Below are 18127 nucleotides of genomic sequence, written 5' to 3'. Positions count from 1 at the left end.
CGCACGCGCCCCACCTTGTAAGAGCGCCACCCTATACGACGCGACAACCTACACACAGTTTGCCACCTGGGCGGCATATGCCATTCGCTGCCGCTTATACGGGTACGGGTATTCGAAGCGGGTGAGGCGCGCATTCAGCGCGCTGGCAACGCACACGAACAAGGGCGTTGCCGTGCGAAGTGTGGGGACGTTGGGGGCCCGTGGGTAAACGTCAAGAATTGGCGGTGTGAGCCGCTTTCTTTTGCCTACTTTTCTTTGCGGCGGCAAAGAAAAGTAGGTGCCGCCCCGCACAGGGGCAACGCGTGAAGCGCGCTAACGTAGAGCGGATGCCAGCGCAAAGGCTAAAACACCAAACCACAACGCGTGAAGCACGCAAACGCATCGCGGACGCCAGCGCAAAGGCAAAAACCCCCAAAGCGTCGCAGACAAAAAAAACCCTTCACCGTAAAGAAAACTTCGCCACCGCCACCTTAAGCGCCTGCGCCTGATCATCCAACGCCCGCGCAGCGGCAGTAGCCTGCTCAACGAGTGCAGCATTCTGCTGCGTCCCCGCATCCATCTGCGACACCGCGAGATTAATCTCCTCGATCCCCGAACTCTGCTCGGCGGAAGCCGCCGAAATCTCACCCATAATATCCGTCACGCGCTTCACGGCCTTGACGACTTCGTCCATCGTCTGCCCCGCGTCCTGCGCAAGTTGCGAGCCGTTGCTCGCCCGCTCGACCGACGCGCTGATCAGCGTCTTGATCTCCTTGGCAGCCGCCGCGCTACGTTGCGCGAGATTGCGCACCTCACCCGCCACCACCGAGAACCCACGCCCCTCCTCGCCCGCGCGCGCCGCCTCGACGGCGGCGTTCAAAGCAAGGATATTGGTCTGGAAAGCGATCCCCTCGATCACGCCAATGATGTCGCCAATGCTCTTCGCGCTGTCGTTGATCTGGCCCATCGTCGCGACCACGCGGCCAACCACGTCGCCGCCCTTCTCCGCTATCGACGACGCATTGTCGGCGAGCGTGCGCGCCTGCTTCGCGTTGTCCGCGTTCTGGCGCACCGTCGACGTCAACTCCTCCATGCTGCTCGCCGTCCGCTCGAGCGCCATCGCCTGCTGTTCGGTGCGCTGCGACAGGTCCAGATTGCCCATCGAAATCTGCCCCGACGCGGCCGCAATCGCCTCGGCACTCGCCGCGATATGCGAAACCGTCGACGACAGGCCGTTCTGCATGTCGCGCAGCGCGGACAGCATGCTGCCGTTGTCGCGCTTGCCGAGCACGATGTCGTTCGACAGATCGCCCGCTGCAATACGGCTCGCGATCTCCTTCGCGTACACCGGCTCGCCGCCCAGTTGCCGCGCGAGACGCCGCACCACCCACTCGCTGATCACGAACGCGAGCACGATCAGCGCGATCGTCATCACGGCCATCATCACGAACGACGATTGATAGATAAACGACGACGCGTCGATCGTCGCCTTCGCGGCCGTGCCGCGCTGCGCGACCAGCTCATCGACGAGCTTCTCGAGCTTGCCCGTTTCGACGAGCAGCGACACATCCGACGTGCCGACCTGCCAGTTCATCTGCGACAGATCGAGCGGCTGCGCCTTCACGAGCGTGACGAAATCGCGCATATGCCCGCTCCACACGCCGATCGCGGCAGCGAACTTCTTCTGCTGCGCGGTGGCGACGGCCGAATCGGCGTATTGCTGGAGCGTATTGAGTTCGGCCGACAGTCCGGTCAGCCCCTTGTCGATATCGGCGCCCAGTTCGTCGCGTTCCTTTGCGGTCGTCGCCGTCAGCAGCATCTTCTGAGCGCGGCTCGAGCGCAGCAGGTAGCCGCGCGCCTCCTCGGCAGCCCGGCTCGCGATATGGCCTTGCTCGTAGATCGAGCGCATCTGGCCGTTCAGGCGGCTCATCTGCGCGAGCGAAAACACGCCGATCGCCAGCGTCCCCGCCAGCAGCACCGCGAACGCAAACCGCAAGGTCGTCTTCACCGACCAGCCGCGCATCCTGCCGCCTGCCGCCCGTTTGCCCGCGCGCGCTTGCCCTCCGGCCGCTTCCCCATCCGGCACGAAACCCGCGCCCGTCCGGCCACCCAGCGAAACTGCTTTCATATTTCTCGTCCCCGCTTGTCGTACTGCCGGAAAGGTCTGTTCCGGCATTGCTGCTTTTCTCTCCGGGTTGACGGCATCGCCGGCGGCGTTCTTGAGGCCGACCGTCCGGCAATTTTCCCGGTCCTGCGCGCGCCGCCTCGTGGGCAGCGCGCCGCGTCGGATTTATACATTGGCCAAAATTCATTTGGCGCGTTTTCCCACGTTTTGCGCTGTGCGTTTCACTCTAATTTGGCCCGACGGCGCGCCATCCCGGTGCCGACGATGTTTCCGCCGCACAAAAAACAGGCACGACGGCCCATTTGACGGGACGACAGATGTCCGAATCGCGACAAAAGTTGGCCGGACATTTGATGGGAGACACACTACACTTCATCAAACGCTAAAAACATCTGCTGTCGCCGACGGTCTTGCCGCAACTGCCGGCGTCTGCTTCCGAGCCACCCTCTCCTGACCGACCTCATGGAAACCAGCCTCGACAAAGGCGCCCTGGCTGGCGCCGCTGCTTCAGCTTCTGCTCCTGCCGCCCCCCGGCCGCAAGCGAAGACCGTCTACTCGATCCTTGGCGCAATCAGCTTTTCGCATCTGATGAACGACATGATCCAGTCGTTGATCCTTGCGATCTATCCGATGCTGAAGGCGAACTTCGCGCTGTCATTCGGGCAGATCGGCCTGATTACGCTGACGTATCAGATCACGGCTTCGCTGCTGCAGCCGCTGGTCGGCGTCTACACGGACAAGCATCCGAAGCCCTACTCGCTGCCCGTCGGCATGGGCTTTACGCTGTCGGGTCTGCTGTTGATGTCGGTGGCGCCGAGCTTCGGCGTGCTGCTGATCGCGGCGGCGCTGGTTGGCTGCGGGTCGTCGGTATTTCACCCGGAGTCGTCGCGTGTGGCGCGCATGGCGTCGGGCGGCAAGCATGGTCTTGCGCAGTCGCTGTTTCAGGTGGGCGGCAATGCCGGCTCGTCGCTCGGGCCGCTGCTTGCGGCGCTGATCGTGATTCCGCACGGCCAGCGCAGCATTGCGTGGTTTTCGGTGGCGGCGCTGGTGGGGATTCTCGTGCTCACGCATATCAGCCGCTGGTACAAGCATCATCCTGCGACGAAGAGGGCGCGCGCCGGGCAGGTTGTGCATGCGGCGCTGCCACGTGGCAAGGTGGCGTTCGCGATGAGCATTCTCGTGCTGCTGGTGTTCTCGAAGTACTTCTACCTGACCAGCATCAATAGCTATTTCACGTTCTATCTGATCGACAAGTTCCATCTGCCTGTGCAGGCCGCGCAGGTGCATCTGTTCGTGTTCCTTGCGGCTGTCGCGGCGGGGACTGTGATCGGTGGGCCGGTTGGCGACCGGATTGGCCGTAAATATGTGATCTGGGTGTCGATTCTTGGGGTTGCGCCGTTCACTCTTCTGCTGCCGTATGCGAATCTGTTCTGGACGGGGGTGTTGACCGTCATTATCGGCATCGTGCTGGCGTCGGCGTTTTCGGCGATTCTCGTTTATGCCCAGGAGCTCATTCCGGGTAAGGTCGGGATGGTTGCGGGGTTGTTCTTTGGGTTTGCCTTCGGGCTTGGCGGGATCGGCGCCGCCGTGCTTGGGCAATTGGCTGACGCGACGAGCATCGCCTATGTGTATAAGGTGTGCTCGTTCTTGCCGTTGCTCGGGATATTGACTGTGTTTTTGCCGGATGTTGAGGGGAAGATGGTTAAGGGCTGAATTGCTGGTCCGGGGTTTGGGTTTGGGTTTGGGTTTGGGTCTTTGCGCGGGCATTCGCGATTTGATTTGCCTATGCGCGAGCATCCGCGAATTGCTTTGCCTTTTCGCGGGCATCCGCGAATTGCTTTCGTGCTTCACGCGTCGCCCCTGTGCGGGGCGGCACCTACTTTTCTTTGCCGCCGCAAAGAAAAGTAGGCAAAAGAAAGCGGCTCACACCGCGAATTCTTGACGTTTGCCCACGGGCCCCCACCGTCCCCGCACTTCACATGGCAACGCACCGGTTCGCGTGCGTTGCCAACGTTCTCTCTGTACGTCTCAGCCGCCTCATATACCCGCGTCACTGCACGCCGTTCCAGACAGTCTGCCGCCGCACAGGTGGCAAACTGTGTGTCGGCCTTCGCGCCATACGCGCATCACTCCGGACTGGGTAGCAGGATTGGTGTTTCTGGTAAGAGCGGCAACGTATGTGGTGCGACAACCTACACACAGTTTGCCACCTGGGCGGCATGTACCATTCGCTGCCGCTGGCCCGAGTACGGGTGTTCGAAGCGGGTGAGGCGTTCATTCGAAGCGCGGGCAACGGGCACCGACGAGGGCACTGGTGTGTGAAGGATGGGGACGCTGGGGGCCCGTGGATAAGAACACGGGCTGGCGGTGTGAGCCGCTTTCTTTTGCCTACTTTTCTTTGCGGCGGCAAAGAAAAGTAGGTGCCGCCCCGCACAGGGGCGACGCGTGAAGCTAGATAACAATGCGCGGATGCCAGCGCAAAACCCAAAACCGCGGATGCCAGCGAAAAGCCCAAAACCACCCCCAAGCGTCGCAGACAAAATCAAACCCCTCGTCTACCCGCGTTGCCGCCAACACACCCCCTGCTCTATCCTGTGCAAACCCGCGCCAGCGAACGCCGCAACGAAAGCCGCAACGAACTCCAACCCGGGGCCACGCCAAATGACCACCTACCGCGAATTCCACCGCCGCTCGATCGAAGCCCCGGACGACTTCTGGCGCGAAGAAGCCACCCGTATCCACTGGCAAACACCATTCCACACCGTCCTCGACCGCTCGAACCCGCCCTTCGCGCGCTGGTTCGTCGGCGGTAAAACGAACCTTTGCCACAACGCCGTGGACCGGCATCTCGCGCAGCGCGCACAGCAGAACGCACTCGTCTACGTATCGACGGAAACAGGCATCGAGCGTCGCTACACCTACGCCGAACTGCACGCCGAAGTGAACCGGATGGCAGCCGTGATGCGCTCGCTCGGCGTCAATCGCAGCGACCGCGTGCTCATCTATCTCCCGATGATCCCCGAAGCCGTGTTCGCGATGCTCGCATGCGCGCGTCTCGGCGCGATCCACTCGGTGGTGTTCGGCGGCTTCGCCGCGCCGAATCTCGCCGCGCGCATCGACGACGCCAAACCCGCGCTGATCGTCACAGCCGACGCCGGCGCGCGCGCAGGCAAAGTGATCGACTACACGCCCCTCGTCGATGAAGCGCTGTCGCGCGCGACACACAAGACGCCCAAGGTGCTGCTGATCGACCGGCAACTGGCGCCCGAGCGCCTGAACGCGCCGTATCTCGTCGCCTACGAGCCACTGCGCGAGCAATTCTTCGACGCGCACGTGCAGTGCGAATGGCTCGAATCGACGGAGCCGTCTTACGTGCTCTACACGTCCGGCACCACAGGCAAGCCGAAAGGCGTGCAGCGCGATGTCGGCGGCTATGCGGTCGCGCTCGCGGCATCGATGGAATACATCTTCCAGGGCAAGGCGGGCGACACCATGTTCACCGCGTCCGACGTCGGCTGGGTAGTCGGCCACAGCTACATCGTCTACGCGCCGCTGATCGCGGGCCTCACCACCGTCATGTACGAAGGCACGCCCATTCGTCCCGACGGCGGCATCTGGTGGCGGCTCGTCGAGCAGCACAGGATCAATCTGATGTTCACGGCGCCGACCGCCATCCGCGTGCTGAAAAAGCAGGACCCGGCGCTTCTGAAACAGGCCGATCTGTCGAGCCTGCGCACCCTCTTCCTCGCCGGCGAGCCGCTCGACGAGCCAACGGCTGCGTGGATCGCCGATGCGCTCGGTAAGCCCGTCGTCGACAACTTCTGGCAGACGGAAACCGGCTGGCCCATTCTCGCGATCCAGCGCGGCGTCGAAGCGCTGCCGCAAAAGCTCGGCTCGCCGGGCGTGCCCTGCTACGGCTACGACCTGACGCTGCGCAACGAGCACACGGGCGAGCCGTGCGCGCCCGGCGAAAAAGGCGTGATCACGCTCGGCTATCCATTGCCGCCGGGCTGCATGTCCACCGTGTGGGGCGACGACGCGCGCTTCGTCAAAACGTATTGGGAAAGCGTGCCGAACCAGCAGCTCTATTCGACATTCGACTGGGGCATTCAGGACGAAGACGGCTACGTGACGATCCTCGGCCGCACCGACGACGTGATCAACGTCGCGGGCCATCGCCTCGGTACGCGTGAAATCGAAGAGGCGCTGTCGGCGCACAAGGCCGTCGCGGAAGTCGCCGTGGTCGGCGTGACCGATCAGGTGAAGGGACAGGCAGCCGTGGCGTTCGTCGTCGTGCGCGACGCCGGCGCGTATGAGTCCGATGAAGCGCGCGCAAAACTCTCCGGCGAACTGTGCGCGACCGTCGACCGCCATCTCGGCGCAATCGCGCGGCCCGCGCATGTCGTACTGGTGTCGATGCTGCCGAAGACACGCTCCGGCAAACTCTTGCGCCGCGCGATCGCGGCGCTCGCCGAAGGCCGCGACCCCGGCGATCTGCCGACTATCGAAGACCCGTCGGCATTGCAGCAGATTCGCGACGCCGTCGCAGCCGCGCTCGGCGCGAAGTAAGTCTTCTGAACAAAGGCGCGCGTCTCAACCGCGCGCCGACAAGAACCGCCTGAGAATTCCGCTCGAATACGTGCCCGCCAGTTCGGTCAGAAACGTGACGAACGATGCGGGCGCATGTGCGTCCGCCGTATCGGAAATGGTCCGCACGATCGCGCAAGGCACGCCGTACTCGTAACAGACCTGCGCGATCGCCGCGCCTTCCATCTCGACGGCGAGCGCATCGGGCAACGCGGCGCGCAGGAGATCGACGGACGTGGCGCTCGCCACGAACTGGTCGCCGCTGATGATCAGGCCGCGATGCACCGTCGGCGCCGCCTCCGTCAGAAACCGCTGTGACAGCGCCGCGCCCTCTTCTTCGACAAAACGCTCGCACGCGTTGGCCAACGCGGCCGTCAACGGCACGTCGGCGGCAAAGCGCGAGATGCCGAGCAGCGGCACTTCGAAACGCGGGAACAGCGGTGACGCGTCGAGATCGTGCTGCATCAACGTTTCGGCCACGACGATATCGCCGATTCGCACCGTCGGCCCGACGCCGCCCGCCACGCCCGTGAACACCACGGCCTCGACATCGAACGCATGGATCAGCGCGCTCACGGTCGCCGCCGCCGCGACCTTGCCGACCCGGCCCAGCGTCACGACGCATGGCGCGCCGTGCACCGTGCCGATGTGATAGTCGCGCTTGCCGTGCGTGATCGTTTCGACTGCACCCTCGGCGCGCATCGCCGCGACGAGATCGCCCAGCTCCTCGGGCAGCGCCGCCATCACGCCGAGCGGACGGCGCGGAATCGTCGCTTCGGACGGCAGCGCGCTCATTCGACTGCCTGCAACTTCGCGACGGCCAGCGCAAGCCATTTCTCGCCGTGGCGCTTGAACTTGACCTGCGCCTTGGCGTCGGCGCCACCGCCTTCGAGCGCGGTGACCGTGCCTTCGCCGAACTTGGTGTGGAACACCTGCTGGCCGACGCGGAAGCCCGTGTCCGCGGCGCGCTGCTCGTTCGCGAACGCGGGCAAAGGCGCGCTCGCCACCGTCGACGCGCCGCCGCCATAACCCTGCTGACGGTCCGGCCGCGAAAACCAGTCGCGGCCCCAGCCCGCGTTATCGGCACGGCCGCCCCAACGCGCGCCCGCTTCGACCTTTGGCGTCAGCCATTTGAGCGTTTCCTGCGGCAATTCGTCGAAGAAGCGCGAGCGGATGTTGTAGCGCGTCTGGCCATGCAACATCCGACTCTGCGCAAACGACAGATACAGCCGCTCCTTCGCGCGCGTGATCGCGACATACATCAGGCGGCGCTCTTCTTCCAGGCCGTCGGCTTCCATCGCGCTGTTCTCGTGCGGGAACAACCCTTCCTCGAGGCCGGTGATGAACACCGCCGTGAATTCGAGGCCCTTGGCCGCGTGCACCGTCATCAGCTGCACGGCTTCCTGGCCGGCCTGCGCCTGGTTGTCGCCCGCTTCCAGCGATGCGTGCGACAGGAAGCCCGCAAGCGGTGTCATCGTGTCCGGATTCTGTGCCGGGTCGGCGGGATTCGCGGCGTCGAGCACGTCGACGCCGGAATCGTCCGTCGCGACGACCAGTTCGGGCGCCGCCGTCGCGCCCGGGCGCAGCGGAATCGAGCGTGCGGGCGTATCGAGGCCGTAGCCTTCCTCACTGACGAAAGCCGTCGCCGCGTTCACCAGTTCCTGCAAGTTCTCGAGCCGGTCCTGCCCTTCGCGCTCGTTCTGATAGAACTCGGACAGGCCGCTTGCGCGCACCACGTACTCGACCGTTTCAGGCAGGCTCATCTGTGCCGTTTCGGCGCGCATCTTCGCGATCAGGTTCGCGAAGCCGCCGAGGCTCGTGCCCGCCTTGCCCGTCACGTACGGAATCGCCACCGCCATCGACGTGTTGTAGAGACGCGCCGCATCCGCCAGCTGTTCGATCGAGCGCGCGCCGATGCCGCGCGTCGGGAAATTGACCACGCGCGCGAAGGCCGTGTCGTCGTTCGGATTGTCGATCAGGCGCAGATACGCGAGCGCATGCTTCACCTCCTGACGCTCGAAAAAGCGCAAGCCGCCATACACGCGATACGGAATGCCGGCGTTCACCAGCGTATGTTCGATCGTCCGCGACTGCGCGTTGCTCCGGTACAGCACGGCGATCTCGCTGCGCGACGCGCCCGTGCTGATCAGCGCGCGAATCTCCTCGACAATCCAGCCGGCTTCCTGCGAATCCGTCGCAGCCTCGTAGACGCGCACGGGCTCGCCGTGGCCCGCGTCGGTGCGCAGGTTCTTGCCGAGCCGCCGCGAATTGTTCGCGATCAGATGATTCGCGGCATCGAGAATATGGCCGTGCGAGCGGTAGTTCTGCTCCAGCTTGATCAGGTTGCGAACCTTGAATTCCTGCTCGAAGTCACGCATATTGCCGACGTTCGCGCCGCGAAACGCATAGATGGACTGGTCGTCGTCGCCGACCGCGAAGATCGCGTTGTGCTCGCCCGCCAGCAGCTTGAGCCACGCGTATTGAAGCTTGTTCGTGTCCTGAAACTCGTCCACCAGAATATGACGGAAGCGCGCCTGGTAATGCGCGCGCAGCGGCGGGTTGTACGACAGCAGTTCGTAGCAGCGCAGCAGCAGTTCCGGAAAATCGACGACGCCTTCGCGCTGGCACTGCTGGTCGTACGCTTCATACAGTTCGACGAACTTGCGGTTGAAGTTGTCGGACGCGTCGACGTCCTTCGCGCGCAGCCCCTGCTCCTTCGCGTTGTTGATGAAGTACTGCAGGTTCTTCGCCGGATATTTCTCGTCGTCGATATTCAGGCCCTTCATCAGGCGCTTGATCGCGGAGAGCTGGTCCGCGGTATCGAGAATCTGGAAGGTCTGCGGCAGGCCGGCGTCGCGGTAATGCGCGCGCAGCATCCGGTTGCACAGGCCGTGGAACGTGCCGATCCACATGCCGCGTGTGTCGATGGGCAGCAGCGCCGACAGGCGCGACATCATTTCGCGCGCGGCCTTGTTCGTGAAGGTGACGCCGAGAATGGTCGGCGGCGATGCCAGGCCTTGCTGGATCAGCCATGCGATCCGTGTGATCAGCACGCGCGTCTTGCCGCTGCCTGCGCCAGCCAGAATGAGCGCCGGTTCGTTCGGCAGCGTGACGGCGGCGTGTTGTTCGGGGTTCAGGTTCGCGAGCAGTTCGGGCATGGATGAGAGAAGAAACAACGGTTGCGGCGGGTGGTCCGTCATTATAAGACCGTGAGACATTGCTGCCCGCCGCGCGATTTCCGCCCCCGATTCCAGCGCCGCTCGCGCCCGCGATGCGCGGGCGCGCAGGCAAGCGCGGCCCGCCGCTGCCGCATCCCTTTATAATTCAAGGTTTCAGGCATCTTTCCACGCATTTTCCGGCAGATTTTGACGATGACGACAAGCGACAGCACGCTGGCCAAGAGTTTCGAGCCGCAGACGATCGAGGCCCAATGGGGCCCCGAATGGGAAAAACGCGGCTACGCCGCTCCGACCATGGAGCCGGGCCGCAAGAATTTCTCGATCCAGTTGCCGCCGCCCAACGTCACGGGCACGCTGCACATGGGTCACGCGTTCAACCAGACGATCATGGACGGCCTGACGCGCTACCACCGCATGTTGGGCGAAAACACGCTGTGGGTGCCGGGCACGGACCACGCGGGCATCGCGACGCAGATCGTCGTCGAGCGTCAACTGGACGCGCAGGGCGTGTCGCGCCACGACCTCGGCCGCGAAAAATTCACCGAACGCGTGTGGGAATGGAAGCAGCAGTCCGGCTCGATCATCACCAGCCAGGTGCGGCGCCTGGGCGCATCGATCGACTGGTCGCGCGAATACTTCACGATGGACGACAAGATGTCGGCTGCCGTGCGCGAAGTGTTCGTGCGCCTTTACGAACAGGGCCTGATCTACCGCGGCAAGCGCCTCGTGAACTGGGACCCGGTGCTGCTCACGGCCGTGTCCGATCTCGAAGTGGTCAGCGAGGAGGAGAACGGCCACCTGTGGCACATCCAGTACCCGCTCGCGGACGGCTCGGGCCATCTGACAGTCGCCACGACGCGCCCTGAAACCATGCTCGGCGACGTCGCCGTGATGGTTCACCCGGAAGACGAGCGCTACGCGCATCTGATCGGCAAGACCGTCAAGCTGCCGCTCACGGATCGCGAAATCCCCATCATCGCCGACGACTACGTGGATCGCGAATTCGGCACGGGTGTCGTGAAGGTCACGCCCGCGCACGATTTCAACGACTATCAGGTCGGCCAGCGCCACAAGCTGCCGCAGATCGAAATCCTCACGCTCGACGCGAAGATCAACGACAACGCGCCGGAAAAATATCGCGGCCTGGACCGCTTCGAAGCGCGCAAGCAGGTCGTCGCGGATCTCGAAGCGCTCGGGCTGCTCGAATCCGTCAAGCCGCACAAGCTCATGGTGCCGCGCGGCGACCGTACGAACGTGGTCATCGAGCCGATGCTCACGGACCAATGGTTCGTCGCCATGACCAAGCCCGCGCCGGAAGGCACCTTCAATCCGGGCAAGTCGATCACGGAAACATCGCTCGACGTGGTGCGCAACGGCCAGATCAAATTCGTGCCGGAAAACTGGACGACCACTTACTACCAGTGGCTCGAAAACATCCAGGACTGGTGCATTTCGCGTCAATTGTGGTGGGGCCATCAGATTCCCGCGTGGTATGGCGAGAACGGCGAAATCTTCGTCGCGAAGACGGAAGACGAAGCCCGCGCCAAGGCTGACGCTGCAGGCTACAAGGGCTCGCTCAAGCGCGATGAAGACGTGCTCGACACGTGGTTCTCGTCGGCGCTCGTGCCGTTCTCGTCGCTCGGCTGGCCGAACGAGACGCCCGAACTGAAGGCGTTTCTGCCTTCGTCGGTGCTGGTGACGGGTTTCGACATCATCTTCTTCTGGGTCGCGCGCATGGTCATGATGACCACGCACTTCACCGGCAAGGTGCCGTTCGACACCGTCTACGTGCACGGTCTGGTGCGCGACGCCGAAGGCCAGAAGATGTCGAAGAGCAAGGGCAATACGCTCGACCCGATCGATATCGTCGACGGCATCGGCCTCGATGCGCTGGTCGCGAAGCGCACCACGGGGCTGATGAATCCGAAGCAGGCCGCGACCATCGAAAAGAAAACGCGCAAGGAATTCCCCGAAGGCATTCCCGCGTTCGGCACGGATGCGCTGCGCTTCACGATGGCGTCGATGGCGACGCTCGGCCGCAACGTCAACTTCGACCTCGCGCGCTGCGAAGGCTATCGCAACTTCTGCAACAAGCTGTGGAACGCGACGCGCTTCGTGCTGATGAACTGCGAAGGCCACGACTGCGGCTTCTCGAAGCCGGGCGCGTGCCAGCCGGGCGATTGCGGCCCGGGCGGCTACACGGACTTCTCGCAGGCGGACCGCTGGATCGTGTCGCTGCTTCAGCGCGTCGAAGCCGAAGTCGAAAAGGGCTTTGCCGACTATCGTTTCGACAATGTGGCAAACGCCCTATACAAGTTCGTGTGGGACGAATACTGTGACTGGTATCTCGAACTGGCAAAGGTGCAGATCCAGACGGGCACGCCCGAGCAGCAGCGCGCCACGCGCCGCACGCTGTTGCGGGTGCTCGAAACGGTGCTGCGTCTCGCGCACCCGGTGATTCCTTTCATTACGGAAGCGTTGTGGCAAAAGGTGGCGCCGCTCGCGGCGAAGTACCCGGAAGGTTGTGCGGAAGGCGAAGCGTCGATCATGACGCAGCCCTATCCGATCGCCGAGCCGGGCAAGATCGACGAATCGGCCGAGCAATGGGCCGCCGATCTGAAAGCCGTGGTCGACGCGTGCCGGAACCTGCGCGGCGAGATGAACCTGTCGCCGGCGACCAGGGTGCCGCTGCTGGCGACGGGCAATGCGGAGCGTCTGGCGTCGTTCGCGGCTTATGCCCAGGCGTTGGCGCGTTTGTCCGAAGTGCAGATCATCGCCGACGAGGCAACGCTGGATGCGCAGGCACATGGCGCGCCGATTGCTATCGTAGGGACAGACAAGCTGGTGCTGAAGGTGGAGATCGACGTCGCCGCCGAGCGCGAGCGCCTGTCAAAAGAGATTGCGAGACTGAACGCAGAGGTTTCGAAATGTAACGCCAAGCTGCAGAACGAGAGTTTTGTTGCAAAAGCGCCGCCGGCGGTCGTTGAGCAGGAGCAGAAAAGGCTGGCAGAATACCAGACCACGATTGGCAAGCTGACGGCACAACTGTCGCGCTTGCCTGCCTGATTGACGCTGCATGCGCACCGGGCCACCTGGCGCCGGCGCGCATCCCAAACCAGAGGACGCAGGGTACACACATGCTAAAAGTTACAAAGGCGGTCTTTCCGGTCGCGGGTCTCGGCACCCGCTTCCTCCCTGCCACCAAGGCCAGCCCGAAGGAAATGCTGCCTATCGTCGACAAGCCGCTGATCCAGTATGCCGTTGAGGAAGCGATGGCGGCCGGCATCACCGAGATGATCTTCGTGACGGGCCGCAGCAAGCGTGCGATCGAGGACCATTTCGACAAGTCGTATGAAATCGAGGCGGAGCTGGAAGCGCGCGGCAAGGCGAAGCTGCTGGAGCTGGTGCGCAGCATCAAGCCGAGCCATGTGGACTGTTTTTATGTGCGTCAGCCTGAGGCACTGGGTCTGGGCCACGCGGTGCTGTGCGCGGAGAAGCTGGTTGGCGACAATCCGTTCGCGGTGATTCTTGCGGATGACTTGCTGTACGGCAAGCCGCCTGTGATGCAGCAGATGATCGAGGTGTTCGATCACTATCACAGCTCGGTGATCGGTGTTGAAGAGATTCCGGCGTCGGAGACGCGGTCGTATGGGATTGTTGATGGCAAGGAGTGGGAAGACGCCATTATCAAGATGTCAGGCATTGTGGAGAAGCCGGCGCCTGAGGTTGCGCCTTCTAACCTGGGCGTGGTTGGGCGGTATGTTTTGAAGCCGCGTATCTTCGATCATATTCGTGCGTTGAAGCCGGGTGCGGGTGGTGAGCTGCAGCTCACGGATGCGATTCAGTCTTTGCTCGCTGATGAGCAGGTGCTCGCTTATAAGTACCACGGGACGCGATTTGATTGCGGTAGCAAGCTTGGGTATCTGAAGGCGACTGTTGAGTTTGCGCTGCGGCATCCGGAAGTGGCTGCTGATTTTGAAGAGTATTTGCGGACTCGGTCGCCAGTGCTGGAAGGGTGATTTTTGTTGTCTGCGACGCTGGGGTGGTTTGCGTCGCGGCATCATGCAATTCGCGCTCGGCGTTTGCCTATTCACTGGCATCCGCGATTCGTTAGCGTGCTTCAGACGTCGCCCCTGTGCGGGGCGGCACCTACTTTTCTTTGCCGCCGCAAAGAAAAGTAGGCAAAAGAAAGCGGCTCACACCGCCAGCCCGTGTTCTTATCCACGGGCCCCCAGCGTCCCCATCCTTCACACACCAGTGCCCTCGTCGGTGCCCGTTGCCCGCGCTTCGAATGAACGCCTCACCCGCTTCGAACACCCGTACTCGGGCCAGCGGCAGCGAATGGTACATGCCGCCCAGGTGGCAAACTGTGTGTAGGTTGTCGCACCACATACGTTGCCGCTCTTACCAGAAACACCAATCCTGCTACCCAGTCCGGAGTGATGCGCGTATGGCGCGAAGGCCGACACACAGTTTGCCACCTGTGCGGCGGCAGACTGTCTGGAACGGCGTGCAGTGACGCGGGTATATGAGGCGGCTGAGACGTACAGAGAGAACGTTGGCAACGCACGCGAACCGGTGCGTTGCCATGTGAAGTGCGGGGACGGTGGGGGCCCGTGGGCAAACGTCAAGAATTCGCGGTGTGAGCCGCTTTCTTTTGCCTACTTTTCTTTGCGGCGGCAAAGAAAAGTAGGTGCCGCCCCGCACAGGGGCGACGCGTGAAGCACGCTAACGTAACGCGGATGCCGGCGAAAAGGCAAACGCACAGGCGGGACGCGTGAAGCAAGACAACAAAGCGCCGCAGGCAAAAAGCCAAAAAAACCCCTACCGCCTCCGCATTAAAAACACAAAAACCTTATCCGACGTAGTCGTCACCTCAACAATCTCATTCCCAGTCTGCTTAGAAAACGCAGCAAAATCCCGCTGCGAGCCGGGATCGGTAGCCAGCACCTTAAGAATCTGACCACTTTCCATATCAGCCAGCGCCTTCTTGGCGCGCAGAATGGGCAGCGGACAGTTCAGACCGCGCGCATCCACTTCCTTGTGAATCTGAATTTCCATCGGAGTCGACCTTCGTGAGGTGGCGCTCGTGCTCGATTTACGGCGCTCATGCAGAAGCGCCAAATTTTAACGCAAGCGCCACATCCACGCCCGAGCCGTACAGAAGACCCGGGCACCCACCCTTAAAGATCGACCGCCCGCCCGCTCGTCAGCGACTCGCGCAACGCGTACCCAATCCGCGTCGCTTCCATCGCATCCGCCAGCGTGGCGCCACTTTGCCGCCCTCCCCGGACAGCCGCGACGAACGCCTGCGCCTCGCACAAAAACGCATCCTCGAAACGGTCGAAGAACGTCGGCGTGCACTCGTTGCGAATCCCGCTCGCATCCGCGATTTCGACACGGTTCGCGCGCGGATTGCGCCCGATATACAGCGCCCCCGCCGTCCCGATCACCTCGCTGCCCGTATCGTTGCCGTGCGCCAGCGTGCGCGACGCGTAAAACATCGCCATGCGCCCGCCTTCGAACTCGCAGATCGCCACGCCATTGTCGACGTCGCCGAACTCGCGCAAGCCCTCGTGCAACGCGACCACGCCGCTCGCATACACGCGCGTCGCCTTCGGCATGCCGAGCAGCCAGCGCGCGACATCGATGTCGTGCACCGTGCAGTCGAGAAAGATCCCGCCCGACGTCGGCGCAAAGCGCACGAAAAATCCTTCGGGATCGTTCTGGTCACACGTCTGCGAGCGCACCATGAACGGCCGGCCAATCGCGCCCGCCTCGATTTTCTCGAACGCGCTGCGATAGCTCGGATCGAAACGCCGCATGAAGCCGATCGTCGCCTGCAATTGCGGATGGCGCTGCGCCTCCGCGATCACGCGCTCGCACTCGGCCAGATCGAGCGACAGCGGCTTCTCGCAAAACACATGCTTGCCCGCACGCAACGCATCGATGATCTGCTGCGCGTGCAGCGCCGACGGCGTGACGAGCCACACGGCATCCACCTCGCGGTCTTCGAGCAGCGCGCGATAGTCGTCGTAAAGACGCGGCGCCGGCAGCGCGGCGCGCGCCCACGCACGCTCCTCCTCGACGGGGCTACACGCGGCCACCAGCGCCGCGCCCGGCACGCGATACGCGAGATTCTCCGCATGCCGCTTGCCGAGCCTCCCCAGCCCCACCACACCGATACGCAGCGGGCCGCCCATCACACTGCCTCGTGCAGCTTGACCGCGCGCCCTTCGCGCCACGAACGCGTCGCGGCTTCGGCGAGTTCAAGCGCCTTCAGGCCGTCGGCGACCGTCGTGCGCACCGGCTTGCCTTGCGTGACGGCATCGAAGAAATGCGCGATTTCGAGCGCATACGCAGCACGATAGCGTTCGAGGAAGAAATGCTCGGGCACGTCGCTGGAAACGGCTGTCTTCGAATACGCGGTGACTTCCGTCGGACGCACGTTGCCCGCCTGCAGCATGCCCTCGCTGCCGAGCAGTTCGAAACGCTGGTCGTAACCGTACGCAGCGCGCCGCGACGTGTTGATCTGGCACAAACGCCCGCGCTTCGTGCGGATCGTCACGGCCGCGCAATCGATATCGCCCGCATCGGCGATCGCCGGATCGGTCAGACAACTGCCTGTCGCATGCAGCGTGTCCGCTTCGTCGTCGAGGATCCAGCGGAAAATGTCGAAGTCGTGGATCAGCATGTCCTTGAAGATCCCGCCCGAGTGCTTGATGTACTCGACAGGCGGCGCGCCCGGATCGCGGCTCGTCACGACGAGCATTTCCGGCGTGCCGATCTCGCCCGCATCGATGCGCGCCTTCAGCGCAGCAAAAGTCGGATCGAAGCGCCGCTGAAAGCCGATCATGCACACGACGCCCGCTTTCGCGACGGCATCGGCGCACGCACGCGCGCGTTCCAGCGTCAGATCGACAGGCTTCTCGCAGAACACATGCTTCTTCTGCGCCGCCGATTGCAGGATCAGGTCGGCGTGCGTGTCGGTGCTCGAACAGATCACGGTCGCGCCCACCGACGCATCGCCCATCGCGCCGTCGATATCCGCAACCTGCGCGCCGTATTGCGCCGCGAGCGCCGCCGCTGCATCGCGGTTCACATCGACCACGTACTTGAGCCGCACACCCGGCTGCCGCGCAAGGTTGGACGCATGAATCTTGCCGATGCGCCCTGCGCCGAACACCGCTACGTCGATTGTCTTGCCTGCCACATCAGTCATCGTATCCTCCAGTGTCTGTCGACTCTTCTACGTTCAATTCCAGCTTGTACGCGAGCGCGATGAACAGCGCCTGGCACAGGCAGATCGTGCTGGTCAGCGAGCGGAATGCAAACGCGCTGCCCTCTTTCACATACAGCTGCGTGCTCGCATAACGCGCGAGCGGCGACAGCTGGCTATCCGTAATGACGAGCGTCTTTGCCTGATGATGATGCGCGACGCGCAGGCAATGCTGCGTCTCCTTACCGTACGGCGCGAAGCTGATCGCAATCACGACGTCGCCCTTCTTCACGCTGCGAATCTGCTCGCGATACATCCCGCCGAAACCCGACACGAGATGCACGCGCTTGGGCGTGTGCTGCAACGCGTAGACGATGTAGCTCGCAACCGGAAACGAGCGCCGCACACCGATCACATAAATGTTGTCGGCGTGCTGCAGCATCTTCACGGCGGCGTCGAACTGCGCGTCGTCGAGCGAGCCTTCCAGTTCGTCGAGTCCATCGCGGCATGCCGCCACGAATTCGCGCGCGACGCTGCCTCCCGACAGCCGCCCCGGCTTTTCGTCGATCAGCTTGCGGATGCGCTGCTGATAGCTCTGCGACGACGCGCCCTGCGTCGTGTAAGCCTGACGAAACACGGCCTGGAGATCGGAGAAACCCGAGAAGCCAAAACGCTGCGCGAAGCGCACCACGGCCGACGGATGCACGCCGCAACTCGCCGCGATGTCGCTGGTGCGATCCACCATCACGCTCGATCGATGCTGCTCCAGATAGGTCGCCACGCTCTTCAACTGACGTGGCAACGATTCGTAGTTTTCCGCGATGCGCTGCATCAATTCTTCGACGCTCGGCAACTCTTCTGTGCTGTCTTCCGCCATGGTCTTTACCTCTGTGCTTCCGTGTGCTTTTTTGCAGCGCAAAATCCCGTCCCGCAAGGCTGACAGGGGACGGCAATGCACTGTCCCGACGTTGCGGAGTATAGGCACAACCGAAAGCAAATGGAATGGATTTTCCATTTTTCTTTGACATGAAATTTTCA

Annotated in this window: 11 protein-coding genes; 4 read left to right on the top strand and 7 right to left on the bottom strand. The window is 63.0% G+C overall.

Annotation, left to right across the window (positions count from 1 at the left end):
- Positions 1-439 precede the first annotated feature (439 nt).
- Complete coding sequence (locus C2L66_RS05195; RefSeq protein WP_060601570.1) at positions 440-2107, bottom strand: methyl-accepting chemotaxis protein; 1668 nt, start codon at positions 2105-2107, stop codon at positions 440-442.
- 459 nt (positions 2108-2566) lie between these two features.
- Here C2L66_RS05195 and C2L66_RS05190 point away from each other — a divergent pair, with 459 nt between their 5' ends.
- Both C2L66_RS05190 and C2L66_RS05185 read left to right on the top strand, forming a co-directional pair.
- Positions 2567-3817 carry an MFS transporter gene (locus C2L66_RS05190; RefSeq protein ID WP_060601573.1) on the top strand — a complete coding sequence of 417 codons (1251 nt, stop codon included), beginning with the start codon at positions 2567-2569 and terminating at the stop codon, positions 3815-3817.
- Between the two features lie 948 nt (positions 3818-4765).
- Complete coding sequence (locus C2L66_RS05185; RefSeq protein ID WP_060601576.1) at positions 4766-6673, top strand: propionate--CoA ligase; 1908 nt, start codon at positions 4766-4768, stop codon at positions 6671-6673.
- A gap of 24 nt (positions 6674-6697) precedes the next feature.
- Here the strand turns inward: C2L66_RS05185 and C2L66_RS05180 are convergent, their stop codons facing one another.
- Together C2L66_RS05180 and C2L66_RS05175 are read right to left on the bottom strand one after the other, a co-directional pair.
- Positions 6698-7486 (bottom strand): 5'-methylthioadenosine/adenosylhomocysteine nucleosidase, encoded by a 789-nt coding sequence (locus tag C2L66_RS05180; RefSeq protein ID WP_054934268.1) that lies wholly within the window; start codon positions 7484-7486, stop codon positions 6698-6700.
- Entirely contained in the window at positions 7483-9849 is a 2367-nt protein-coding gene (locus C2L66_RS05175; RefSeq protein WP_060602736.1) for a UvrD-helicase domain-containing protein, read from the bottom strand. Before C2L66_RS05175 ends, C2L66_RS05180 begins: the two co-directional genes overlap by 4 nt.
- A 213-nt stretch (positions 9850-10062) precedes the next feature.
- Between C2L66_RS05175 and C2L66_RS05170 the strand changes: the two genes are divergently transcribed.
- A complete protein-coding gene (locus C2L66_RS05170) occupies positions 10063-12936 on the top strand; it encodes a valine--tRNA ligase (RefSeq protein WP_060601578.1) in 2874 nt (957 codons plus the stop codon).
- A gap of 71 nt (positions 12937-13007) precedes the next feature.
- Positions 13008-13889, top strand: coding sequence for a UTP--glucose-1-phosphate uridylyltransferase GalU (gene galU, locus C2L66_RS05165; RefSeq protein ID WP_035990323.1), 882 nt, complete (start codon positions 13008-13010; stop codon positions 13887-13889).
- 805 nt (positions 13890-14694) lie between these two features.
- Here galU and C2L66_RS05160 read toward each other — a convergent pair.
- The 4 genes from C2L66_RS05160 to C2L66_RS05145 form a co-directional block, all read right to left on the bottom strand.
- Positions 14695-14925 carry a sulfurtransferase TusA family protein gene (locus C2L66_RS05160; RefSeq protein ID WP_035537843.1) on the bottom strand — a complete coding sequence of 77 codons (231 nt, stop codon included), beginning with the start codon at positions 14923-14925 and terminating at the stop codon, positions 14695-14697.
- A 128-nt stretch (positions 14926-15053) separates the two neighbouring features.
- Positions 15054-16073, bottom strand: a complete 1020-nt coding sequence (locus C2L66_RS05155; RefSeq protein WP_060601581.1) for a Gfo/Idh/MocA family oxidoreductase — start codon at positions 16071-16073, stop codon at positions 15054-15056.
- Positions 16073-17092: an inositol 2-dehydrogenase gene (gene iolG, locus C2L66_RS05150; RefSeq protein WP_054934262.1), complete on the bottom strand. Its 1020-nt coding sequence runs from the start codon at positions 17090-17092 to the stop codon at positions 16073-16075. The genes C2L66_RS05155 and iolG overlap by 1 nt, the downstream gene beginning before the upstream one ends.
- Positions 17085-17966, bottom strand: coding sequence for a MurR/RpiR family transcriptional regulator (locus C2L66_RS05145; protein ID WP_035990317.1), 882 nt, complete (start codon positions 17964-17966; stop codon positions 17085-17087). The genes iolG and C2L66_RS05145 overlap by 8 nt, the downstream gene beginning before the upstream one ends.
- Positions 17967-18127: the final 161 nt, after the last annotated feature.

Origin of the sequence: Paraburkholderia caribensis, assembly GCF_002902945.1 — a bacterium.
In the GTDB taxonomy this organism is placed as follows: Bacteria; Pseudomonadota; Gammaproteobacteria; order Burkholderiales; family Burkholderiaceae; genus Paraburkholderia; species Paraburkholderia caribensis.
This window is presented reverse-complemented; position numbering and strand designations above follow the sequence as displayed.